Annotated in this window: 16 protein-coding genes; 5 read left to right on the forward strand and 11 right to left on the reverse strand. The window is 48.8% G+C overall.

All coding sequences use genetic code 11. The features are described 5' to 3' along the window. Positions 1–34: 34 nt before the first annotated feature. Entirely contained in the window at positions 35–1,924 is a 1,890-nt protein-coding gene (locus ACJJI0_RS03935; protein ID WP_444884751.1) for a potassium transporter Kup, read from the reverse strand. Positions 1,925–2,369: 445 nt separating this feature from the next. Here ACJJI0_RS03935 and ACJJI0_RS03940 point away from each other — a divergent pair, with 445 nt between their 5' ends. Further along, a complete protein-coding gene (locus ACJJI0_RS03940) occupies positions 2,370–4,010 on the forward strand; it encodes an acetolactate synthase large subunit (RefSeq protein WP_252081750.1) in 1,641 nt (546 codons plus the stop codon). An 89-nt stretch (positions 4,011–4,099) separates the two neighbouring features. Here the strand turns inward: ACJJI0_RS03940 and ACJJI0_RS03945 are convergent, their stop codons facing one another. After that, positions 4,100–5,344, reverse strand: coding sequence for an MFS transporter (locus ACJJI0_RS03945; protein ID WP_444884752.1), 1,245 nt, complete (start codon positions 5,342–5,344; stop codon positions 4,100–4,102). 172 nt (positions 5,345–5,516) lie between these two features. Then, positions 5,517–5,768, reverse strand: coding sequence for a hypothetical protein (locus ACJJI0_RS03950; RefSeq protein WP_252081748.1), 252 nt, complete (start codon positions 5,766–5,768; stop codon positions 5,517–5,519). Between the two features lie 161 nt (positions 5,769–5,929). On the opposite strand from ACJJI0_RS03950, the gene norR reads away from it, so the two are divergent. Continuing rightward, entirely contained in the window at positions 5,930–7,516 is a 1,587-nt protein-coding gene (gene norR, locus ACJJI0_RS03955; protein ID WP_444884753.1) for a nitric oxide reductase transcriptional regulator NorR, read from the forward strand. Between the two features lie 196 nt (positions 7,517–7,712). Here the strand turns inward: norR and ACJJI0_RS03960 are convergent, their stop codons facing one another. The 3 genes from ACJJI0_RS03960 to ACJJI0_RS03970 form a co-directional block, all read right to left on the reverse strand. After that, positions 7,713–10,814, reverse strand: a complete 3,102-nt coding sequence (locus ACJJI0_RS03960; RefSeq protein WP_444884754.1) for an efflux RND transporter permease subunit — start codon at positions 10,812–10,814, stop codon at positions 7,713–7,715. Then, entirely contained in the window at positions 10,811–11,890 is a 1,080-nt protein-coding gene (locus ACJJI0_RS03965) for an efflux RND transporter periplasmic adaptor subunit (RefSeq protein ID WP_444884755.1), read from the reverse strand. Before ACJJI0_RS03965 ends, ACJJI0_RS03960 begins: the two co-directional genes overlap by 4 nt. Positions 11,891–12,433: 543 nt before the next feature. Further along, positions 12,434–14,611: a heavy metal translocating P-type ATPase gene (locus tag ACJJI0_RS03970; RefSeq protein ID WP_444884756.1), complete on the reverse strand. Its 2,178-nt coding sequence runs from the start codon at positions 14,609–14,611 to the stop codon at positions 12,434–12,436. A gap of 78 nt (positions 14,612–14,689) precedes the next feature. Here ACJJI0_RS03970 and cadR point away from each other — a divergent pair, with 78 nt between their 5' ends. From cadR to ACJJI0_RS03985, 3 genes are all read left to right on the forward strand, one after another. Continuing rightward, the gene (gene cadR / locus ACJJI0_RS03975) at positions 14,690–15,115 is read left to right on the forward strand and encodes a Cd(II)/Pb(II)-responsive transcriptional regulator (RefSeq protein WP_444884757.1); all 426 of its coding nucleotides are present in this window, start codon (positions 14,690–14,692) and stop codon (positions 15,113–15,115) included. Between the two features lie 28 nt (positions 15,116–15,143). After that, positions 15,144–16,034 (forward strand): metallophosphoesterase, encoded by an 891-nt coding sequence (locus ACJJI0_RS03980; protein ID WP_444884758.1) that lies wholly within the window; start codon positions 15,144–15,146, stop codon positions 16,032–16,034. Between the two features lie 96 nt (positions 16,035–16,130). After that, on the forward strand, positions 16,131–16,556 hold the full coding sequence (locus ACJJI0_RS03985) for an acyl-CoA thioesterase (RefSeq protein WP_444884759.1): 426 nt from the start codon (positions 16,131–16,133) through the stop codon (positions 16,554–16,556). On the opposite strand, the gene ACJJI0_RS03990 is transcribed toward ACJJI0_RS03985, so the two are convergent. From ACJJI0_RS03990 to ACJJI0_RS04010, 5 genes are all read right to left on the reverse strand, one after another. Beyond that, a complete protein-coding gene (locus ACJJI0_RS03990; RefSeq protein ID WP_444884760.1) occupies positions 16,546–17,571 on the reverse strand; it encodes an HlyD family secretion protein in 1,026 nt (341 codons plus the stop codon). The genes ACJJI0_RS03985 and ACJJI0_RS03990 overlap by 11 nt on opposite strands. 5 nt (positions 17,572–17,576) lie before the next feature. Next, entirely contained in the window at positions 17,577–18,842 is a 1,266-nt protein-coding gene (locus ACJJI0_RS03995) for a glycosyltransferase family 2 protein (protein ID WP_444884761.1), read from the reverse strand. Beyond that, the gene (locus ACJJI0_RS04000) at positions 18,842–20,320 is read right to left on the reverse strand and encodes a TackOD1 domain-containing metal-binding protein (RefSeq protein WP_444884762.1); all 1,479 of its coding nucleotides are present in this window, start codon (positions 20,318–20,320) and stop codon (positions 18,842–18,844) included. The genes ACJJI0_RS03995 and ACJJI0_RS04000 overlap by 1 nt, the downstream gene beginning before the upstream one ends. Positions 20,321–20,373: 53 nt before the next feature. After that, a complete protein-coding gene (locus tag ACJJI0_RS04005; RefSeq protein WP_252081737.1) occupies positions 20,374–21,639 on the reverse strand; it encodes a glycosyltransferase family 2 protein in 1,266 nt (421 codons plus the stop codon). A gap of 373 nt (positions 21,640–22,012) precedes the next feature. Further along, positions 22,013–23,188: a thiolase family protein gene (locus ACJJI0_RS04010; RefSeq protein WP_444884763.1), complete on the reverse strand. Its 1,176-nt coding sequence runs from the start codon at positions 23,186–23,188 to the stop codon at positions 22,013–22,015. Positions 23,189–23,477: the final 289 nt, after the last annotated feature.

Raw genomic sequence — 23,477 nt, forward strand, 5'->3', positions numbered from 1 at the left:
GGTGCCACTTGGCACTACTGCTTTATCGTTTAAATTAAATTCGGATTTTTTCGCCCATTACTATCACACGGCTCATAGGAATACGGTAATATTCTACAGCGCTACTCACATTGCGGAACATAACCGCAAACAACCGCTCTCGCCATAAGAACATACGGCTATCCTCCTGCTTGGTTGGGGTGATGGTTTGTCTTGTTAAAAAATATGAAGCCTTATTGGGGTCGATATCCAGCTCTTTCTTAAGGCGTAGCCGCTTTAAAACCTTCCAAATATCCGGCTGCTCTATGTAGCCATAGCGTAAAAGTAAGTAGTGGCAGTTTTCACGGATTTCGCTGAGGATATACCGGTTGCCAGGCATTACTCGTGGAGCATTCACAAATGATACAGTAATGAACAGTAAGTTTTCGTGTAATACTTTATTGTGCTTCAGGTTATAAATCAGTGCGTGGGGAGTGGATAGCTGTCTGGAGGTCAGGAATACTGCAGTTCCAGGCACTCTTATAGGGTTTTTCTTCAGCAGGGCGGTTAGATAAGGCTCCAGTTTGAATTCTTGCCGCTGAAGTTGCAGTGCTAAGGCTTCCCTGCCATCTCTCCAGGTGAACATTGAGATACAGGCTATGGCACCTAAACCGAGAGGAAACCAGCCACCATGACTAATTTTTAGCAAGCTGGAGGAGAAAAAGGCGAGATCTATGAAGATAAAGAAGGCCGCCACTGATAGACAAAGTAGTAAGTGACACTTTAATTGAATGCGGTATACAACCGCTGCCAGGCAAGTACTTATCAACATGGCGCCGCTTACGGAAACACCGTAGGCTGCGGCTAAATTGGTGGATGAGCCGAAACCCACTACCGCTCCTATCACTAAAAACATAAGCAGCCTGTTAACGCCTGGCATAAATATCTGCCCCTCAAGATGAGCTGAGGTATGACGAAGGGTAAGGCGGGGTAAAAGCCCTAGTTGCATTGCTTGTTTGGCCAAGGAGAAGCTGCCGGTAATACAGGCTTGAGAGGCAATAACTGTGGCGGCGGTAGCAAGTATGATTACCGGATAAAGCCCCCAGCTGGGAAACATGCGGTAGAAGGGGTTATCGACTGCATGGGGATGGCTCATCAACAGTGCACCTTGTCCCATGTAGTTCAGAAAAAGAGCGGGAAAAACCAATCCCAACCATGCCATTCTGATTGGGCTGCGGCCGAAGTGACCCATATCGGTGTAAAGTGCCTCAGCTCCGGTAAAAACCAGAAGAACAGCGCCTAATACCAAGAATGAGCTAAAACCATGACTGGTGAGGAATCTCAGGGCATGTTCAGGGTTGATCGCATGGAGAATCTGAGGGTTGTTGATGATGCTGGATACTCCAGCCACCAAAAGTGTGAGAAACCAGAGAGCAGTGATGGGTCCAAATAGTGTTCCCACGGTAGAGGTACCGTAGCGCTGAACTGAGAATAGGCAAATTAAGACTCCAATGGAGATAGGTACGACTAAAGATTGGTGTGTCTGATTTCCAACCTCAAGCCCCTCTATAGCCGAGAGTACAGAGATCGCTGGGGTAATAATGGCATCCCCAAAGAAAAGTGCGGCGCCAAGTATACCGGCGGTAACTACAAACCATTGGAGGTTTTTTCGTCCTTCTGTGGCATCCATTGCCAGCGTCATCAGTGCCATGATGCCGCCTTCCCCACGATTATCCAGCCGCATTATCAATGTCACATATTTGATTGTCACGATCAGTATCAGGGCCCAGAAGATCGTTGAAACGCCACCGAGTATATTGGCCTCAGTTAAAGGAATATTGAGCCTCGAGTGGAAGATCAATTTAACCGCGTACAGGGGGCTGGTGCCAATGTCTCCGAAAACCACGCCGAGCGCCGCCAGCGATAGAAACCATTTTCCCTTGTGAGTCTTCTCTTTGCTTTTCATAAGGGGCTGCTATCAAAAGGCGGTCGAGCTTTCTCGATCTGCTGGCATTAGAGTCGAATGTGGGGCTGTTGTGGCTGGCTGAGTCGGGATTGGCAATATCAATTTATTGCTTTCACTCTTGTGGTCCATGGGGTCCGCCTATCCAGATCCAGTTCTCCGTTGAAAGATATTAGCAAGCCGCTGGCATGGGCAAATTTGCCTTGCAAATTAGTCTTCCAAACTGGACTAATAGGAAAAGTGGAGTTTGCGGACTCCGAAGGAGTCATCCTGTGCTAAAACTCAGAGGGGTTTTGCATCCGTACGTGCAAAATACTGACTCTGCCCCATGGGTGTGGGGAATGCTGGATCAGCTTTTAGGCTAGCAAGTAAAAAAGCAAAGAAAGAAGCGTCGAATACCCCATTTCCGGCCAAATCATGAGTGATTACAACGACGAGAGACGCCCCTATGAAAGCATCCGATCTATTTGTGCGCGCCCTGGAAGCCGAGGGGGTTGAGTATGTTTTTGGTATTCCCGGGGAGGAAAACCTGGATATGCTGGAGTCTTTGCGGGGCTCAAAAATACAGTTAATCCTTACTCGTCACGAGCAGGCCGCTGGTTTTATGGCGGCCACTTATGGCCGCCTTACCGGTAAATCTGGTGTGTGTTTGGCAACCCTGGGGCCAGGTGCCACTAATCTGGTTACCGCGGCTGCTTATGCTCAGCTGGGAGGGATGCCTATGGTGATGATTACTGGGCAGAAACCTATTAAAAGTTCCAAGCAGGGACAATTTCAAATTATTAATATCGTCGACATGATGCGACCCCTTACCAAGTACACAAAAACGATTGTGGGAGGGGATTATGTGCCGGCGTATGTGCGCGAAGCCTTTCGTCTCTCAGAGGAAGAGCGGCCAGGGGCTACGCACTTGGAGTTTCCTGAGGATATCGCCCGGGAGCATTCCGCCATGCCGGTGCTCGACATCAGCTATCAGCGCCGTCCCATTGCTGAAGAAAAAGCCATTCGTAAGGCGGCTGAGGCTATCGCCAGCTCTCGCAAGCCTCTACTACTGATCGGCGCCGGCGCGAACAGAAAGCTGACGTCGAAGATGCTGAGAAAATTTGTGGAAAAGCTGGGAATCCCCGCAATTACCACGCAGATGGGTAAGGGAGTGATCGATGAATCGGGGCCGCACTTTATTGGCAATACGGCCTTATCCGATGGTGACTTTATTCATCGCACTATTGAGCAGGCAGATTTGATCATTAACGTAGGTCACGATGTTGTAGAGAAGCCCCCGTTCTTTATGCGCCCTGGTGGGCCAGAAGTGGTACATATTAACTTCAATGCGGCCCAGGTAGACCCGGTGTATTTCCCGCAGATAGAAGTGATCGGTGATATCGCCAACAGCCTATGGCAGCTGCAGGAGCACCTAGAGCCGCAAGAGCATTGGAGTTTTAGTGATGCTCACCGCATCCGTGCTGCCTTGCAGAAGCATATTGAGGAGGGTTCGAGCGCAGATACTTTCCCCATCAGACCCCAGCGACTAGTAAGGGATGTGCGTGAGGTGATGCCAGAGAAGGGCGTGATTGCCCTCGATAATGGCATGTTCAAGATCTGGTTTGCCCGCAATTATCCCGCTTACTTTCCGAATACCGTACTTTTGGATAATGCGCTGGCCACTATGGGGGCTGGTTTGCCATCGGCCATGGCAGCCAAGCTGGTTTGTCCCGATCGCCGGGTGGTGGCTATCTGTGGGGACGGGGGTTTTATGATGAACTCCCAGGAAATAGAAACCGCTGTTCGCCTGAAGCTGGACTTAATTGTGTTGATTTTGCGCGATGATGCCTATGGCATGATCAAATGGAAGCAGTCCATGATGGGGCTTAAGAATTTTGGTCTCGATTTTACCAATCCTGATTTTGTGGCTTATGCGAAATCTTATGGTGCCGAAGGGCATCGTATACAGGCAACAGATGAATTGAAACCGATGATTGAGAAGTGCTGCCGGGAGGGTGGGGTACATTTGATAGAGGTTCCCATGGACTACAGCCATAACGATCGAATACTGAATCACGAAATTAAGGACTTGGCGAGCAAGCTATAGCTTGAGGTAGCAACGCGAGTTCACGGTATTTCTGCGGCCTCATTTCAAGCTCTGGGCCGCAGTGATGCCGTGATAGTATTCAGGAGGCTTCACCGATCAACAATTTTTTTCATTGCACTGCTACGCCAACTGAACCAGCTCAGTATCAAAACGAAAACGGCCGCAATGGCAGTGATTAAAAATGGTAGTCGGATATTAATTTCCATAGCGCCGCCACCCAATAGTGAGATAAGGGTGGCCACAATGGTGAAGCCCGCTGTGGCGATACCCATTACCCATCCCTGTTCGCTCTCATCCACACTATTGGCAAACAAGTTCAGTAGTGCCGGATAGGCTAGTCCAAAGCACAAGTAGGCGAGAAACACACTCAAGTAACAAAGCCAAACCTGGTTACTGAAAGCAAAAACCAGCGCACAGGCCCCCATGGTCAATGCCGATACCTTGATAACCAGTGGCTTGCCCCACTTAGACAGCACGGGTTTAACCAAAAAGATACTGGAAGTACCCACGGCGATTCCCATGAATAGCATGGCCATACTGGTTCCCAGTAAGCCGAGGCCAAAGCGGCTGCTAAGATAGTTGGTGATAAAGATATAAAAACTGAGGTGAACCAGCATAAAACTTAGGTAAGCTGGGCATAGCCTGATGACTAAGGGCCTCTCTTTGAGGTGTGCAAATTGCCTGAATAAGTCAGATAAGCGCAATTGAATAGGCGAAGTCGGGGGGCGGCTATCGTGATAAAAGAGCAGAATTAGGCCGAGGGTGATAGCAACCAAAAGTAGCGCAAAATAAAAAGGCAGTTGAATGCTTGCAATATTACCGAGCAGGGCCTTGTCGGCTAAGACTCCAGCGATAATTGGTCCCGCAACTGCTCCCGCGCTCATTCCCGCCACCAGTAACCCCAAGTTTTTTGAAGCATCCAGTTCATCGCGGCTTGTATCAATCATTGCCGCTTGGGCAATGGGCTGGTTACCGGCAGTAAATCCACTGACCACGCGCCCAAGAATCAGCAACCACAGGCTGCTGGCAAATAAGGCAGCGAGTGTAATGGCATAGCCTGCCAGGGCACCGACCAAGCAAAGTACCATCGCGCTTTTTCGGCCGATACTGTCAGATAACTTAGCGATATACACCGCCCCAATAAACCAAGCTAAAAAAAAGCTACTGATAACAATGCCATAGTAGAGGTGGCGGGTGGATTGTGCGGTGTCTGTAGGCAGGAATTGAAACTTGGTGGACATGACCAGTTCATTAATGATGGGGAATAGCAGTCCTTGACCCATCAAGTCGATAAATACCACAGCCAGCAGGGCCAGACGGCTCATTGCAGACATCGAGTTTCCTTATGGGGTTTGTATTGATCGCTGTGCAGGGTTGGCAGCCCTGAAGAGAAGATAGCACTGAGGTAGTTGTTAGATGGGGCTGCTGAGGTGATGGTGTGGAAAGTTTGAAAGCTACAAAGGTCGCCCCCAAAGGGGATGGAGGCGAGAAGCTCGGCGTGATCAGTTAGCGCACTTCCTGGCACAGGTTGTATTGCGCAACGCAGCGGCTGACATAGCCAATCTTGATAAACGTTGCGCTGATAATCATAAAAATATGGCCCGCTACTTGGGCTGGGATAGAAAAATAATGGGAGAGTGGGTAGCAGATGACAACGGTGAGTAATAGCAGGGGGGTAGAGAGCAACAGGGTGAGATTTCCGGCCTTGAGCAAGAGTTCAAAACGCCTGCGAATTTTTAAAGTGTATGTGTCCAGCATTGTCTTCGCCTCTATTACTAAATAACCTCAATGGTTATTAGGCAAATGTTATGCCAGCTTAATAATTCCTTATAAATCAATACCTTGGGGTGATTATGATATTTGTTTGTGTCAATTTGACCTATATGGTGACCATGTCATAATGACACAAAAGAAGCTTATTGACTTGGTGGGATATGGTGGATATCAATTCTACTCTACTGCTTGAAGTTGCTCTGGATCTCGCAAATAGCCTGAATAATAGTGACCGATTTGAACGACTGCTCTCTACCATCCGCAAGGCAATTAAGTGTGATGCGGTGGCCTTGCTGGGGCTGAATGGAGAGGTGCTTACCCCCCTGGCTGTGCAGGGCTTGGCCAGGCGTACTATGGGGCGGCGTTTCCTAATTAACGAGCATCCCCGCCTAGCGCAAATCTGCAGTTCTGATGCTCCCGTTCGCTTCCCCTCTGATTGCAATCTGCCGGACCCTTTTGATGGCTTACTACTGGATAGGGAAGGGGACCTACCGGTGCACTCCTGTCTCGGTTTGCCGCTCTATTCTGACAATCATCTAGTGGGGCTGCTTACTTTGGATAGTATGACCTCAGACGCCTATAGCCTGATTAGCGATCGAACGCTTGAGCTAATCGCCGCACTCTCAGCCGCTACTCTCAAAACGGCTTTGGAGCTAAAAGCGCTGTCCCTTTCTGCTGAACATGCCGAACAATTGGTGAAAGAGTTGACCCAGGAAGCCTTTCTGCGCGATGGCGGTGAGTTAATCGGCGAAAGCCAAGTGATGAGGGCCTTGCGAAGTGATATTGAATTAGTTGCAGGGTCTGACTATAGCGTGCTTATTCTAGGGGAAACTGGGGTGGGTAAGGAGCTGGTTGCCCGCACAGTACATCGGCTGTCATCTCGCCGGGAAAAACCTCTTGTCTATCTCAACTGCGCCTCCTTAACAGAAACACTGGCAGAAGCGGAGTTATTCGGGCATGCGAAGGGGGCTTTTACTGGCGCTGATCGGGATCGCCCAGGAAAGTTTCTATTGGCAAACGGCGGGACACTTTTTCTGGATGAAGTGGGTGAACTGCCTTTATCAGTTCAGGGCAAACTGCTACGGGTACTGCAAAGTGGTGAAATTCAGCCTGTTGGTAAGGATGCGGTACAGCATGTAGATGTGCGTATAGTGGCCGCTACCAATCGGGATTTGCTCAAAGAAATCGACTTAGGTGGATTCAGGGCCGATTTGTATCACCGTCTCTCTGTTTATCCTCTGGAAGTACCCGCACTATCAAAGAGAGAAAATGATGTTCTCCTGCTGGCAGATTATTTTCTGGAGCGCTCCACGAGGAAGCTTGGCTTCCGTCAGCTGCGGCTATCAGCAGATGCTTCCAGTAAATTAAAGCGTTATAGCTGGCCTGGAAATGTGAGAGAGCTGGAGCATATCATCAGCCGCGCAGCGCTCAAGGCAAGAAAAAACGCATCACTCTCTGAAATAGTATCGCTGACAGCGGCACATATAGAGATTCCGGATGACATAGCAGCGCAACCAGAGTTTGAGAGGCCCGTTCAGCCTCCGCTTGGGGCAATAAATCTTAGGGTAGCCACTGAAGAATATCAGCGGGATCTTATAAAACATATATTGACTCAGAGCGATGGGAATTGGAGTAGGGCAGCGAAATCGCTCTCAATGGATAGGGGTAACTTGGTCCGCCTTGCAAAACGTCTGGGTATCTATATAAAAAAAGAGGTTGTGGGCGTAAATTGATGGCGCTTTGCGCAATATAGGTTGCTAGGTGATATGGATGAATAGGGATATTTGTGATTGGGTTTGGAGTAGTTACTTTCACTAAGGATAATAAACAAATCTCTATAGCAGATTAGAAACAGGCGAGATATAACTGTGCTGACATTTTGGTTGTTATTGTCAGCACAGGTTAGATCAATTGGTCGCCACCCTTATGTTACGCGCTAGCAGGTTCGGGCACTTCCAAGTCGGCCTTTTGAGTAAAACTCTGTAGCTCAGAGCGGAACAGCTTTTGTGAGAGTAGTGCAGACATAAAGGCTAAAACAAACAGGGCGCTAAATATCATCCCGCCAGTAATCACCGTCGCCAGGCCTCGATAAATTGCAGCACTGCTCCCTGGGTTTAACACCAAAGGCAGGTTGCCAAAGATACAGGTGATTGTTGTTAGCATAATGGGACGAGCGCGCAAGCTGGCTGCTGCATAAATAGCTTCTAGCTGGCTGGCCCCGGTCTGTAATGACTTTTGAAATTGATTCACTAATAGTATTGCATTGTTGACAACAAGCCCCATCAGAATTACGAAACCAATCATTGTAATTACATCAAGGCTTTGGGGGGTGAAAAGGTTTAATAGCTGTAAACTTAACATCCCGCCGGCAAATGAGAGGGGTATAGCGCAAAGCACGGCCGCGGCCAGCTTTGCAGATCTTAAGGCAAAATACATCAACAGGGCGAGTACTGCGAGAGCAGCCAAGAATATTTTAAGAAATTCAACTAGAAATAGGTTGAGTTCATTTGCGCTGCCCCTGAACTGAGTGTGCAAATCGCTATAGGAGCTTTCAGCTAAAAAGGACTGTACCGATTGGTCTACATTTTCAACAAATGACTTCATTGGTACCCCTTCTGGTGGGGTTAGGTTTAACGATGCACTGACTTCTTGCCCAACTCGCAAAATACTGGCTGGGGCTTGGGTTATTTTCGCGCTTGCTAATTCACGGACAGGAATCAGGCCGTGCCCATCAATCCATATTTCAGTGTTTAGAAGTGCTTCCAGGCTCTGTGGGTCTTCTGCTTTGAAGTAGAATGGTAGCGTGTTAGTGCCAGTATAAAAATGGCCTATGTATATCCCATCGGTCAAAGCCATAAGTTGGCGGTTTAGCTCTGAAACTGTAATACCTAAATAAGTTAATTGATCCAGGCGAGGTTGGAACTCTATGCGTACAGCCCGGTTTTGCAGTGCGCTCCCCTCCTGGATTTGTGCGTCTGGAAACTCTGCGTGCAGATGGTTCATTAACTCAGTGCCAGCCATTTGTAGCCTGGAAAGTTCAGCCCCTTTAATATCCAGTTGGCTTATTCGATTGTTTGGCATTGCAAATCGTAAAAGACCCCCATGCCTGAAATGGATACGGGTGCCTACAAGTCCATAGAGTACTTTTTCATTCATCCATTCCCGTAGAGATTCAAAATCCCAATCGCCTTGGGTATACATATAGAGGTTGCAATTGCTTGGGTTGCAGATAATGCCGTAAGTGGAAACATGATCTTCTATTTCTTTAAAGTTGTTGGTGATTCGATTCACCACGCGTTCCCCGTAATCCGTTCTAATAGCATCTGTGGCTAGTGCGCTCTCAAAGTTGATAAAAACGGAAACCATATTCTGTTTTGGGTCTGGCAATACATCTATGGATGGTGTGGAAACATAGGTAGCTATGAGTGCGATGGGTAGCCCAAGAATAATGGCTGTAATAGACCGTCTGGGGGTAGCTGTAGCTTTGATGGAAAGGGCAACCCATCTTTTTAGGATTAATAGAATTCTTGTGTTTGAAGATTCTTTCTTTATTTTTTTTGAATGGCCTAATATGTACCTTGCGAATGAAGGTAGTATTAATAAGGCAAAGAGCAGTGAGGCGAGTAAAGCGCTTGAAATTGTAAAAGCGAGATCTCTAAATAATTGCCCTGTTGCAGATTGCATGGCAATAATAGGCAGGAACACAATGACGCTTGATATCGTTGATGATGCCAAAGAACCTGTAACTTCTCGTGTTCCCTGTACAATGCTTTCCTGGGTGCCAATGCCTTGCTGGCGAAGCCTTTGAATATTTTCCACCACAATAATTGCCGCATCTACCATCAATCCGATAGAAAGAGCAATGCCTGCCAATGAAATAACATTCATGCTTCTACCCCCAATGTACATACCCACAACGACGAGGGAGATGCATACGGGAATGCTGAGGAATATTAACGTTAACGTTCTCAGGTTGCGCAGAAACCAGTACAGAACCAAGCAGGCTAGCAGTGATCCAAGAAGGAGGCTCCCGTACACCAGATTCAGGGAGTCTCGGATTCCTTTGGAGTCATCACGGCTTATGGCCAATTCCATGTCTAACCGAGCTAACTCTCCACTATTCAGCTCCGCCATGGTTGATTTCAGCTGTGCAATAGTGTCAAGAGCATTGACGTTTTCGGTGGGGAGCAAGTAAAAATAAAAGGATCGATTGCCCTCAAGGGCAAAATATGCCCAGTCAGATGCAGGCCGTGCGTTTACAGAGGCAATATCAGAGAGCCGTATAATCTGGTTTCCACGTGTGGCGATAGGTAATCGTGAGAGCTCATCTAGGGGGATTTGGCCCTTAAAGTGTAGTGCATAGTCTTTAGAGCCAATTTTCAGGTTGCCGCCCGATCGGTCCACCAGATCATTAAGATGTGCAGTTACCCCAGCAATACTTAAGGAATTTTGAGTCATCTTCTCTGGATCGAACTCAATATCGACACGCTGTGCGATAGGCGTAGCGGCAACTTCTATAGAGGATACTCCCGGGATTTTACTGATGGCTGGCTTTACGTGGTTTAAAAATGCATCAATTAATTCCAGCTCACTGGCTGACTTCTTCGAATAGAGGAAGAAGGTTGCCAGCGTAGCCCCCGCACCATTGGCAAAGTTAAAAACTTGGGGTGTGCGGACTTGTGTGGGCCAGTTGGGTACCTGATTAATTCTGGAGAGTACCTCAATATACATTTGCTCCATATCTGCTTCAGAGTGAAAGTCAATCGTAACCCAGGCAAAGCCACTGTTGATATTTGTCTGCACCTCTTTCAGGTAGCTTAGGCTCGATAGCTCCTGCTCAAGTGGTGCAACTAATATCTGTTCTATCTCTTCCGCTGTCTTTCCCGGCCAAGGAATAGCCAGTGCAATTTGTGGGCGATTGATAGTGGGGAGTAGTGCATTAGGCAAGTTTAGGCCCGCAATAATACCGGCAACAATTAAGGCAAAAGTGCAACTTATAATAAATGAACTGTATTTCTCCAGGGATTTCATGTGTTTTCCCTCTTTGTCGGAGAGACAGTTTCATTGGGTTGTAGGCCTTCATAACCCAGAACGACTACAAGATCTCCAGGTTTAATGGTTGAACGTACAACAAAGTGCCCCTTCAAGGTATCTATTATTTGAACCTCGGTACTAACCGCCCTTTGATCACTGTCTAGAGTCCAGACTTTATATTGGTCGCCCTCTAGTATTACGGCATCACTGGGAACTTTTGTTACCCTCTCCCGCGTGTTTTTAGTTGAGAGGGGTGTTTGCATTGTTATTTCGAATCTCTGTCCTACTAATAGAGACGGGAATTGCTCTGATTCTGTTTCAAAGTAGAGGTTGAGATTTTGCGTTTCTGGATTGACCGTATGACTAATATTTCTTAAGGGGATATTTTGGTCCCTAAAAGTAAAGGAGCTGCTATTAAGTAAATTCTCATTGTTTAATTTTTCTTCGGGAAGGCTGCACTCAATTTGATTTTCTTTTAAAGGTAGCAACTGCATGATTCTTTGCCCCGAATTCAGTCTCTCACCGGGGTTGGCTTCTATACTTACAACTTGACTATCAGTTCTTGCATAGTGTTGCAGTCGTTCTAAACGGTATTCGGCTGTTGTTAGCTGGTGCTCGAGTCTTTGCTTTGTGAGCCGGTAGGTATCAGCATTAAGCTTAAGGCTGTTTAAGTGGGACGGAGACACCATGTCTGCTGAGCGAAGCTTCTCCAATCTGCTCAGCTCTTCTTCCGCATAAATCAGCTGGCTCTGTGTGATTGCAATATCTGTGCGAATAATCTCAATCTCCTGAGAGAGATAAAATCCATCCTGTGCGGCTACTAACTCGCCAGCTTTAATTATTGAACCTACGGGTTTTACTTGGGTGAGCTCGGCTTCAGTGTGGCTGGAGACTTGGTGTAGGGGAGGAGATAACACCGAACAAAATAATCTGGTATTAATGGCTTGCTGCCACGGGTGTGCAGCCTCAACGAGTACTGCACGACTATCATCAGCAAAAATACTAGAGCTAGAAAATAGAGTGGTAGAAATGATGCAGCTGGCAAGAAATGCTCTAAATTGACTGTTTCGCATTCGTAGGCTCTAGTCGATTTTATTCTTAGATTAATGTTTGTGGTGAGACTATCTGGCGCTAAAGAGACTTAATGTCTTTAGTGTTGTAGTTGACAAAAGGGTATGGGGATGCTGATTTTCCTGCAATTGGCCTACGACAAGGTGAGGCCTAAAGGGGATAAGTGGTGACTGGAATTAGGTTCTATTTGTTCGGTTTTTTGAGAGGGCTATTTGCTAGCATAATTCTTTGTTTAGACACTTCCTAAGTGCCATTGGGCATGTCTTGCTAAAGCGGAATCGAAATACTTTATTTTAGGCCTGTAGCGTGTTACCAGTGTTACTGAGTTCTGCTTTCTTTATGTTTAAAGTTTTTTGTCATGCCAATTTTGCACTATCCAAAGAAACTCTCGAAGGTGCCTGCTTTTGCTGGTTAATAAGGCAATCAATAATTGCGTATTCAAGCACCTGTTTAACGAGAGCTTCTACGGGATAGATTGGTTGCGTATTAAATAATTGGTACTGTCTTTTCTATTTTCCAGACTTTTCTACCGTCTTGTTTTGAGATCACTTCCGCATCAGTCTTAACCCATTGAAAACCACCAGCAGGCTGGTCCCCATATCGGCGAATACTGCCATCCACATAGTGGCTTCACCGGCAAAGGCGAGTGCCAGAAAGACCGCTTTGATACCCAGGGCAAGGATAATGTTTTGCCAAAGAATATGAGCTGTCGTACGGGAGAGGCGGATAAAGCTGGCGATTTTACCCAGGTTGTCATCCATCAGGGCAACGTCTGCCGTTTCTATGGCGGTATCGGTGCCGGTTGCGCCCATGGCGAAGCCGATATCAGCTCGCGCCAGGGCTGGTGCATCATTGATGCCGTCGCCCACCATGCCGACCCGGCCGTGGCCGGCAAGGGAATCCACTTCACGGAGTTTATCTTCTGGCAGCAGGTTGCCCATGGCCCGATCGATGCCCACCTCCTTGGCAATGGCATCGGCGGTGTGCTGATTGTCACCGGTCAGCATCAGGGTTTTCACCCCCAATTGGTGGAGCTCATCAATGGCTTTGCGGCTGGATTCTTTTACCGTATCGGCTACGGCAAACAGAGCCTGAACACGGTTTGCATCCACCAACATAACGACTGTTTTCCCCTGATACTCCAGTTTTGAGAGGCGATCCTCTAGCTCCTCACTGCAAACGCGCAATTCTTCCACCAGGCGGTGATTACCCAGGTAATAGCCTGTGCCTTCAATCTCTCCGCGAATCCCGCGCCCGGCCAGGGCTTCAAAGGCTTCCACTTCTAGCAAGGGGTCTTCACTGGCGTTGAGAAAATCTGCCACTGCCTTCGAAACCGGGTGATCGGAGCGGTGGGCGAGGCTGGCGGCGAGGCGCTTTACCCGCGCCTCATCTGTGCCAGTTATCAGGGCAAAATCTGTTACCTGCGGTGCACCGTGGGTGATGGTGCCGGTTTTATCCAAGGCCAGCCAGCGCAACCGGCGCCCCTCTTCGAGGTATGCCCCCCCTTTAATCAGCGTGCCGTGTCTTGTTGCTGCTGCGAGGCCGCTGACGATGGTGACCGGGGTGGCAATGACCAGGGCGCAGGGGCAGGCGATAACCAGCAGTACCAGGGCGCGGTAGATCCACTCCATCCAGGCACCGGAGAAAAACAGCGGAGGAATTAACGCTGTGGCTAGGGCAACCGCAAATACCAAGGGGGTATACCAGCGCGCGAACTGATCGACGAACCGTTGGGTGGGCGCGCGGCTGCCTTGCGCCTCTTCAACCGCGTGGATGATTCGGGCAAGTACGGCATCACTGGCTACGGCAGTCACCCTATATTCCAGGGCGCCGGACTCATTGATGCTACCGGCAAAGAGGCTGTCTCCAGCTTCTTTATCTACCGGAAGGCTCTCCCCGGTGATTGGGGCTTGGTTCACCGCAGAGTTGCCTTTTATTACTTCGCCATCCAGGGCGATGCGCTCACCGGGCCTCACCCTGACCTTGGCGCCGAGGGAAACAGTTTTTGCATTCACCTCGCGCCACTGGCCATCACCCTGAAGTACTGTGGCGGTTTCCGGGGCCAGGTCCATCAACTCGCGAATAGCGTTTCTGGCCCGGTCCAGAGACTTGGCCTCAATCAGTTCGGCGAGGGTGAACAGCACCATCACCATGGCGGCCTCGGGCCAGTGCCCAATCAAAAGTGCGCCCGTGACCGCGATGGACATCAGCGCATTCATATTCAGGTTGCGGTTCTTTAGGGCGATCCAACCTTTTTTGTAAGTAGAGAGCCCCCCGCCGGCAATGGCGGCTAATGCCAGCAACATGACCAGCCAACTGTTTCCCCCCTGTAACCAGAACACCACCTCAGAAGCGAGTGCCGCCAAGCCGGCTGCTCCCAGCAGCCACCAATTGGCCTTGGTTGCGGGTGGTGCATTTTCTGTATCCGATGGGGAGGCGACCCTGGCATCCAGATCCAGAGGAGTGAGTATGTCCAGGATCTGTTGCTGCATACCCGGAGCGTGTCCAACCCGCAAAATGCGTTGCACCAGGTTAAAGTCCAGGCTGTAAATACCTTCGAGTGGGGTGAGCTTGGCGCGGATCAAACCTTCTTCGGTGGGGCAATCCATTTTGGTGATTGAGAAGAGGGAGCTTTCGCTATCCTTTCCGGCGCCACTATCGAGCGGTTGTTGTAAAGGTTCAGTGCTACTGCCACAACCGCAAGTGGAATCCTGTTTTCCCATGGTTAACTCTCGAATAGCTCAATGAGTGAGCCAGCATTACAATCCCTCTAGTAACTATAGAGTCAAGGGGACACCGGCATGCGTTACCGAATAGGGGAGGCGGCCAAGCAGGCAGGCTGCAAGGTGGAAACGGTGCGTTACTACGAACAGGTGGGCTTGCTGCCGCAACCATTGAGGTCCGAAGGCAATTATCGTCTGTATTCAGAAGCGCACTTGGCGCAATTGCGTTTTATACGGCACTGTCGCTCCCTCGATATGCCCATTGAGGATATACGCAAACTGTTAACCTTGCGGGAGCAACCGAGAGAGCATTGTGCTGAAATCAATGCGTTGGTAGATGAGCATATTGATAGGGTGGACAGCCAAATGGCATTGCTCGAGCAATTGCGGAAGAGTTTGCTGGCTTTGCGCAGCCAGTGTGGCGGCCCCGGTTCTACTGATTCCTGTGAGATTGTACGAGAACTCTCCAGTTGTGACTGCCACCCGGCACAAAGCACGATATAAAAGTTATCTGTAAGTTGAGAGTACCTCATTGAAAAAGCTGTTGAGTAAGCTATCGGGAGAATTATTGAGCTGGCCACGGGGAAAGTACCGGGTTGTCTTTCTAGTGGCTCTGGTTGTTGCTCTTACCCTTGCGGTTTGGGCCTTTTTCGCTGAGCCAAGAAGCTTCAGGATCAATGAGCAAGCGCTTCGCCTGGAGTCTTGGCCAGCTTCCTGTAGCGGTTTAAGCGTGGCGGTATTGGCGGATTTACACGTGGGTTCCCCCTATAAGGGTATTGAAAGCCTGCGCTCATTGGTTAACCAAGTAAATGCCAGCAGTCCTGACTTAGTGCTACTCCCCGGTGACTTTGTTATTCAGGGGGTCGTCGGTGGTTCTTTTGTGACGCCGGAGAGTGCCGCTGAAGTGCTTGCTAGCCTCAGGGCACCCTTGGGCGTTTTTGCTGTAATGGGCAATCATGACTGGTGGCTGGACCCGAAGAGAGTAGAGCGGGCTTTTACTGAGAAAGGCATCCCGCTGTTGGAAGATGCATCCACCAAGATCAGTAGCGGCCACTGTGCCTTTCAGTTGGTTGGCATCAGTGATTTCTGGGAGGGGCCACACAATATAGATCGGGCAATGTCTGCCATTGAAGAGTCAGAGACAGTCTTAGCCTTCACTCATAACCCAGATATATTTCCCCAGATTCCACAACGGATTGCCTTGACGATTGCCGGCCACACCCATGGCGGCCAGGTATTTTTGCCCTTGATTGGCCGCCCGATTGTGCCCTCCCGCTACGGGGAGCGCTATGCCATTGGGCATATCGAAGAGGAGGGCAAACACCTGTTTGTGAGCCCAGGGGTAGGCACCAGTATCCTGCCGGTAAGATTTCTGGTGCCGCCAGAAGTCACTTTGCTGACGCTTTTTAGCCGTGATGAATAAATGATCTGTTTATGGTTGGATTGGTTATCTGCTTTGGCAGGATGTAAATAGAGCGCTGGATTAGAATGGCTGCCTGGCTTAATGGGAGAACCTCTTATGATAACTGTCAAGCGCAAGGTCTTATTTGGGGATTGTGATCCCGAGGGTATTGTTTATACCCCGAGGTTTTCCAATTTTGCCTTGGAGGCTACCCATGAAGCCATGTCTATTTTATTTGATGGGCCGGCTATAGCCACTATGAAGAAGCGGGGGTTCCTGACACCGGTGCGGGCCTTTAATCTGGAATTCTTAAGCCCGGTTACTTGGGACCAGGAGTTGCAGCTCAAAGTCAGCGTACTCAAGGTTGGCAATCAGTCGTTCACCTTTCTTGTGCAGGCCCATCTCACCCCAGACCTATTGGCTTTTACGGCAACAATTACTTATGTCACCCTTTCGGTTGAAACCAAACAGAAGATAACCTTGCCGGAATGGTTGAGGGCGGCACTGACAGAATTTAATGCCCGACAAACCTTTAATCCATAAAGTTCTCTACAAAGAGATCCTTCCAGTTTAATTCCAGAGTAACTTGTACCTTTTCAGATAAGGGAAAATGCTCTGGATCAGAGAGTACTATTTTGGCGAGCTGATTGCGCTCCTGGGGTTTAAACGTATTCTGGAATTCTTCCGGCAGTTGATCGGAAATAGGCAGTAACTCAGAGATCACGCCTTTATCTTTGTAGCGACCACTCTTGACCGTGACAACCATGCCCGGCCGAAGAGCAAGAATATATCGGCGCGGCATATAGGCGAGTACATAGGGTTCCCCCCAATAGACTTGCATTAGGGGTTCCCCCTCTCGGTAGACATCGCCTACAGAGGGAACAGTAGCACCAACCAAGCCATTTACCGGGCTGCGGACTTGGCCATCATCGTAGTGGTCTTTCAGCCTCTGGTAGGCCGTTCCGGCTACCTTGATTGCTGCATCGACGGCTTTTCTCTTCTTGTCTAGCGTGGTGCTTTCCACCTGAATCTTGACCAGTTCCTGGCCCGCATTAAAGTTATCCCTGAGCACCTCCTGATAGGTGATCTTGCTGACAAAACCCTTGTCGGCCAGCTTATTGATTCGCGCCAGAATCTCTTCTATCTCTTGCTTGCGGTGTTCTGCAGGAACCAGCAGTTGTTTGGCAGTCTCGGAAAGCAGGGTAAATTCGGCGGAAATTTGAATCAGGTTGGCCTGGCGGCTGGAGAGGTCTGCCAAGCGCTCCAGTAGTTCCATAGATTCTATTTTGAGGAGTAGCTGCCCCTCCTTAACCGATTCCCCCTCATCAACCTCCACCGCGGTCACTCTGGTGATATAACCCATCTCGACTGCGGCATAATCCCTAAGGACCAGCCCATCTCCTTTGAGGATAAACAAATCCCCAAATAGATAGCGCAGAATAGCCAGGGCAAATAATATCAATACCCCGATATAGATGCGCCGCCCAATGGCGCTGTGGTGGGGGCGGACCTCACTGGCCATGGTATCTGGGCGGATATGTTTTCGTATAGTTCTCATTGAACTTACTCCCTAACACGATGCACTTTGGAGGGTGCGTAAGTGTCGGAATAGGAGGTTTTAAATACCCACTCCTGAATATAAGAGTAGAGCCGAACGATACGCATCAGATTGACATACAAAATACTGTATCCCAACAGGTAGGGCCAAATTGGAGTGGCTCTAAATTTATTTGTGGCAAGTGCGCTGAGGGTGAAGGTAATAATGTCCATTATGATTAGGACAATCTGAGCCGCTATCAGAATAAACCAGCCATTAACGCCGTAATGGTAAAATAACCAGACTAAGTAAACTGGCAGAATTAAAATGGCAATTACATTAAAGAGCAGGAATTCGAACTGATGAAAAAATTCCCTAAATTTAAGGCGACGTTCAAACGGATTAATGAAGTGACGATACTTTCTGAAACGTAGGCGAACGGCATCTCTTTCCCAGCGGAACCTTTGCCGGATCAACGTTGCTAGGTTGGTGGGGACATCGGTATAGCAGATGGAGTCAGCAGCGTAGCCAATTTTCCAACCATAGTGGCGTAAGCGCAATGTGACATCCAGGTCTTCACCGCCGCCGGAATCAAAGCCGCCTACTTGTATTAAAGCCGTTCTACGAAAAGCACTAAAAGCTCCAGAAGCACAGGACATTTGTCCTAGCATGAAAAGCGCGTGCTTACCTAGAGAAATGCTAATAATATATTCAATTGCCTGAAAAACTGTGAGTAAATTTACATCCCAGTTGCGCACTAAAATATTATTTGATGCTCCCCCGACCTCGGGATCATCGAACTGACGTAAGATATTCTTTATGGCGTGATAGTCGAAGGAGCAGTCGCAGTCAACGTTTAGGATAATTTCCCCTGTCGTATAGCGAATGGCTAGGTTTGCTGCAGCAGATTTCCCTCCCCGCAATTCTGTCGAATGTGCACCATGAATCAGGCCTCTTTTTAAGAGTTGACGGATTTTATCTCTAGTTCCATCTGTGGAACCATCGCTTACTACAATAATCTCATCGGGAGGGCGGCTTTGCTCCCATAAGCTGAGTACACATTTCTCGATAGCGTCCTCTTCGTTGTGACCGGCAATAATCACAGATGTTTTTCCAAAACTTTTTATATCTACCTCAAATTCTGGTTTCGAACTAAAAAAAACCAGTGCAGTAAAGAACGAAAATAAGTAGCGGGGGATCTCGAAGATCACCACCACCCAGAGCATCAAAAAAAGCGTTGTATAGCTTTGAGAGATAAGGTAGTAGTAGCCGTCCTGAATTTCTTCCCACATTAGCTCAGGTCCTCGGGGCCATAGACCTGGAGGATGGGTTCTACATCCAATCGCAAAGAGCTCGCGGCTCTTTGCCCGGCTTCTTCACTAAATTTGTACAGATCTTTCTGGCTGATATGGCTTACCAGTATAAAATCTTCCATCCTGCCTTTGGCCGCGGTAACCGGGTATTCCCCTTTCATGACCTTTTTTAACGAGTGGCTTAAACTCTGGAAAAACTGATTGCGGCTATGAAAAAATTGGCGATTACCGTGTTCTTGCTCTACCAAATATTCATTTTCATATTTGATGCACAGCAGAGCAAATTCGCTCTCATTGTTTCTCCAATCTTTCAGCTCTTTGTTTAAAACTACGATAAGTTCGAATGGAAGCCCGGCAAAGATAGGGCTTTGCTGGGTGAGTTCCAGGAATGCATGGCCGGCATGCAGGTAATGAACGGCTTTTTCGGTGAGGCTATATTTAAAAATATCCCCAGTTTTAACCGAATCGCCATCTATATGGGTATCGCAATTAAGGCATAAAAAGCCAACTTCTGTTTCTGAACTGGATTTGCCGCAGGAATTACATATCAAAATGGTGCCCGGTTTGTCGTAATCGCTACCGAAATGGCTCATTTCCATTCGGCACTTGGGGCAGATTAAATATTCGCCCTGGCGAAAGTCGTCTTCAGGTCCCAGGTAGGCACACTTAAAGTGGTGCAGATAGAAGGATTCTCTCAAGTTGGGGGATCGACATTCCGGGCACTCTTCGCGCACATTAAATTGAGAGGCACTGCAACCGTTACAAATATGCCGGCGGTCAAAAAAGCTGCCGGCCAGTAATTCAGCCGTCATCATTTTTTCGCATTCGTGCAATACCGTTTCTGAATCTAACAGGGTGTTAAAGCATACGGTGGTGCGCGAGTCTGGCTGGTAGCTAGGGGTTAGGCTTATCCCGGAGACAAAGATGCGGGCCAGGATTTTGTCGTCATCGTTCTGGGGGTTGTAGAAATCCGGGTGTAACTGAGAGCGGCGAAAGTTAAAGGAATCGATCAACTTGCCGTACTCTGTAGGGTCTGCCTTGAGCGTGTTAGAGGCATCCAGGTCTGCCCTGACTCCCAGTGTGCCGGTTAGGTCAATCACCGGTAGCAGGTGCAAGCCTATCTGGCTGTTCCAGAGTTTTTCGATGCACTGAGGGGTCATGGGCTCCTCAACCACCAGGGCATCACACTTCTCAATGCCTGGATGCACCGTATTAAAATCACTGGGCCAGCGATAATAGTTGTATGCATCAGTGAGAAAGGAGATGGCAAACCCTCCTACAGAAGGGGCAAACTGACGCCGGTTGTACTTGGTTGATACGGTTGGCGGGTAAAATTCCGCCTTAAGTAAAACGATAGACCACGAGGGCTGAAGCGCCAGCCCGTAGGAAATAAGGGGATAAGGCTTGGTCTTATGAGCTGGGTATCGCGATTGACTATAAAGTCGAGTTTTAGCCAAAAAAGTGGGGTCGCCAAGGGATAACTATCGGCTTCTGAGGTGTTCCCAGCAGTTTACTCCCTTACCTTGTGTACTTTTGAAGGGGCGAAGGAATCCGCATAAGAGGTTCTAAAGATCCACTCCTGTACATAGGCATAGAGCCGTACTACACGCATCAAGTTGACATAGAGGATGCTGTAGCCAATAAGAAAGGGCCAGAGTGGAAAAGTACTGAATTTGTAGGTGGCATAGGAGGCGAGCGCAAAGGTGAGGCAATCCAGCATTATCAACACTATCTGTGCACCGATTAAAATAAACCAGGCATTACTGCCGTAACTCGCAAACAGCCAGACCAAGTAGATGGGCAAAGCGATAGCAGCGATCACATTAAAGATCAAGAACTCAAATTGATGAAAGAACTCTTCGAATTTGATGCGGCGCTTAAAAGGATTGATAAAGTGGGCGTACTTGCGGTAACGCAAACGCACAGCATCCCGCTCCCAACGTAAGCGCTGGCGAATTAGAGTCAGGATATTCGTGGGTACATCCGTATAGCAGATCGCCTCTGGGGCGAAGGCGATATCCCAGCCGTAGTTGCGCAGGCGAAAAGTAATATCCAGATCTTCCCCCCCACCGGAATCAAAGCCACCAATCTGGTCAATAGCGGTTTTTCGGAACCCGCTGTAGGCGCCAGATGCACAGCACATTTGCCTGATCATGGCTAATGCATGCCTGCCGAGGGAGATACTGACAATGTATTCGATGGTTTGAAATGCGGTGAGTAGGTTATCGTGAGGGTTGCGCACAAAAACATTACCGGAAACCACCCCCACTTTGGGGTCTTCAAAGGGGAGTAACACTTCCTTCATGGTGTGGTGCTCAAAGGAGCAATCACAGTCTACGGTGATAACGATATCGCCAGTGCAAAAGCGAATCCCCAGGTTTAGAGCGGAGGCCTTACCACCTCTAAGTTCTGTCGCATGGGCTCCCTGAATGAGTCCTCGGGTCAGTAAGCTGGACATCACTTTTCTGGTTCCATCGGTGGAGCCATCGCTCACCACGATGATTTCATAGGGCTTAACACTTTGCGCCCAAAGACTGTGCACACACTTTTCGATCGACTCCTCCTCGTTATGACCGGCAATAATCACCGAAATTTTGCCGATTTTTTCCAAATCTACTTCTTTCTCGATCCTTGAGCTAAAAAAGAAAACCGCGGTGAAGAAGGAGAAGATATAGCGAGGGAGTTCCAGGAAGATCACGATCCAGAACATGATAAACAGAGCGCCCCGGCTCTGTGCGAACAGAAAAGTAAAGCCGTCATGGATTGTCTCCATCATCAGTGCAATACGCCTTTGATGGAGTCTTTAGGCTGCTTGTTCGGTGAGCAGCTACAGAGAGCGTCTTTACAGAGAGTTTCTTGGCTGTGGCCCTCTTTGAGCCGGGACATGGCTATTCCTCCAGCTTCGAGGCAAACCTGGTGGCAAATGCAAGCTTCTTTACGGGCACTTTAAAGCCATAGATACGATATATTGAGAGGATCGAGACGCCAAATTGTCCAGCAGACCAGGCGCTCAGGCGCTATAGAAGGGATCAACTTCTAGGTGGTGATGATTGAACCAGTTTGTGTGTTTCAGTTCGCTTGTTTTTGCTTGTTGCAAGTACAAAGTGGCCAGGGGTAGGGCGGCCAGAGGGGAAGACTTTGTAACTTGCTTAGCGCTCGAGGAATACTGCTGTGGCCATCCCGCCAGCAGTACAGACCCCGATAACCGCTTTGTGTGCGTCTCTGCGCTTGAGCTCCATCAGTGAAGAACCCAGGTAGCGAATGCCGGACATCCCATAGGGGTGGCCAAGGGCAATGGCGCCACCATTAACATTGGTAATATCCCAAGGCGTTTCCAGTTCCGCTTGGTTATAGAGGGTGGTAACGGCAAAAGCTTCGTGTAACTCCCAAAGGTCTATCTCTCCCATAGAAAGCCCCTGATGCTTCATTAAGCGCTTAATGGCTGGCGCCACGGCGATACTCATTTCATCGGGGGCCACCGCTGCAAGATGCATACCGCGAAATAGCCCCAGAATGGGCAGGTTTCTTTTGGCGGCCAGCTCGGCATCCATCATGACGACGGCCGCAGCGCCATCAGAGAGCTGCGAAGCGTTGCCCGCGGTTACCGTGCCGCCATCATTCACTGGCTCTAGAGCCGATAACCCTTCCAGGGTGGTACCGGGGCGTGGGCCTTCATCTTCTTTCAGCAACACTGTCTTTTCTGAGATCTGCCCAGTCTCTTTATCTTTTATCGACATGACTGTCTCAAAAGGAACGATTTCTTCGGCAAATTTGCCTGCTCTGTGCGCTTCCGCCACGCGTTTTTGCGACTCCACCACATAGGCATCCTGTGCCTGCCGGCTGATGGAAAAGGTGTCAGCGACGAAATCCGCTGTTTGGATCATGGTCCACCAAACCGCGGGGATTTCTTGTTGCAGGGGCTCATAGACAAAGTGATTCAGGTTCAGGCTGAACTGCACGAGACTAATACTTTCTACGCCACCGGCAACGCCAACCTGCATTTCCCCGCTGGCGATTCGATTCGCTACGATCGATGCGGCATTGAGACCCGAGCCGCAGTAGCGGTTAATCGTCATACCGGGCACTTTGACGCCACAACCTGCAAATAGGGCGGCGTTGCGAGCGATATTGTGGCCGGTTGCTCCCTCAGGTAATCCACAGCCCAGTACAACGTCTTCCACTTCCTCGGGATCCAAAGTAGCTCTGTGCAGCGCTTCCTTGATGACATGCGCGGCCATGGGGATACCGTGGGTTTGGTTTAAGGCACCGCGCCTTGCTTTGGCGATTGCGGTTCTACAGTAGGCAACAACGGCAACGTCTCGCATGGGGTATGCCCTGAGTTTTGAGGCTTTTGTAAACAGTAGAACAGCTGATATTGCTTTGTACTGGAAGCATTATCTGGAGGGTTAGGGGGGTTAAAGATAGTTTATTGACCTGCCATTTTCCTGGTATCCACTATCCTACCAAGCTGTCAGATGTGACTAATGTAGCGTATATCGACTTTTTTCGGTTAAACCTTCATCAAAATTTAATGCTTCGTAGAATAAACCGACTTCTTTGTTGGTACGCATTTCTATAAAATGCGCGCCAATTCACATTATTCGAATTCTAAAT

The organism is Microbulbifer mixtoriginis (SeqCode), from assembly GCF_052466695.1.

Excerpts from the sequence above, each read along its gene's own strand:
- ACJJI0_RS03935 (WP_444884751.1), bottom strand. The coding sequence starts at position 1,924 with ATGAAAAGCAAAGAGAAGACTCACAAGGGAAAATGGTTTCTATCGCTG.
- ACJJI0_RS03940 (WP_252081750.1), top strand. The coding sequence starts at position 2,370 with ATGAAAGCATCCGATCTATTTGTGCGCGCCCTGGAAGCCGAGGGGGTT.
- ACJJI0_RS03945 (WP_444884752.1), bottom strand. The coding sequence starts at position 5,344 with ATGTCTGCAATGAGCCGTCTGGCCCTGCTGGCTGTGGTATTTATCGAC.
- ACJJI0_RS03950 (WP_252081748.1), bottom strand. The coding sequence starts at position 5,768 with ATGCTGGACACATACACTTTAAAAATTCGCAGGCGTTTTGAACTCTTG.
- ACJJI0_RS03960 (WP_444884754.1), bottom strand. The coding sequence starts at position 10,814 with ATGAAATCCCTGGAGAAATACAGTTCATTTATTATAAGTTGCACTTTT.
- ACJJI0_RS03965 (WP_444884755.1), bottom strand. The coding sequence starts at position 11,890 with ATGCGAAACAGTCAATTTAGAGCATTTCTTGCCAGCTGCATCATTTCT.
- ACJJI0_RS03970 (WP_444884756.1), bottom strand. The coding sequence starts at position 14,611 with ATGGGAAAACAGGATTCCACTTGCGGTTGTGGCAGTAGCACTGAACCT.
- cadR (WP_444884757.1), top strand. The coding sequence starts at position 14,690 with ATGCGTTACCGAATAGGGGAGGCGGCCAAGCAGGCAGGCTGCAAGGTG.
- ACJJI0_RS03985 (WP_444884759.1), top strand. The coding sequence starts at position 16,131 with ATGATAACTGTCAAGCGCAAGGTCTTATTTGGGGATTGTGATCCCGAG.
- ACJJI0_RS03990 (WP_444884760.1), bottom strand. The coding sequence starts at position 17,571 with ATGAGAACTATACGAAAACATATCCGCCCAGATACCATGGCCAGTGAG.
- ACJJI0_RS03995 (WP_444884761.1), bottom strand. The coding sequence starts at position 18,842 with ATGTGGGAAGAAATTCAGGACGGCTACTACTACCTTATCTCTCAAAGC.
- ACJJI0_RS04005 (WP_252081737.1), bottom strand. The coding sequence starts at position 21,639 with ATGATGGAGACAATCCATGACGGCTTTACTTTTCTGTTCGCACAGAGC.
- ACJJI0_RS04010 (WP_444884763.1), bottom strand. The coding sequence starts at position 23,188 with ATGCGAGACGTTGCCGTTGTTGCCTACTGTAGAACCGCAATCGCCAAA.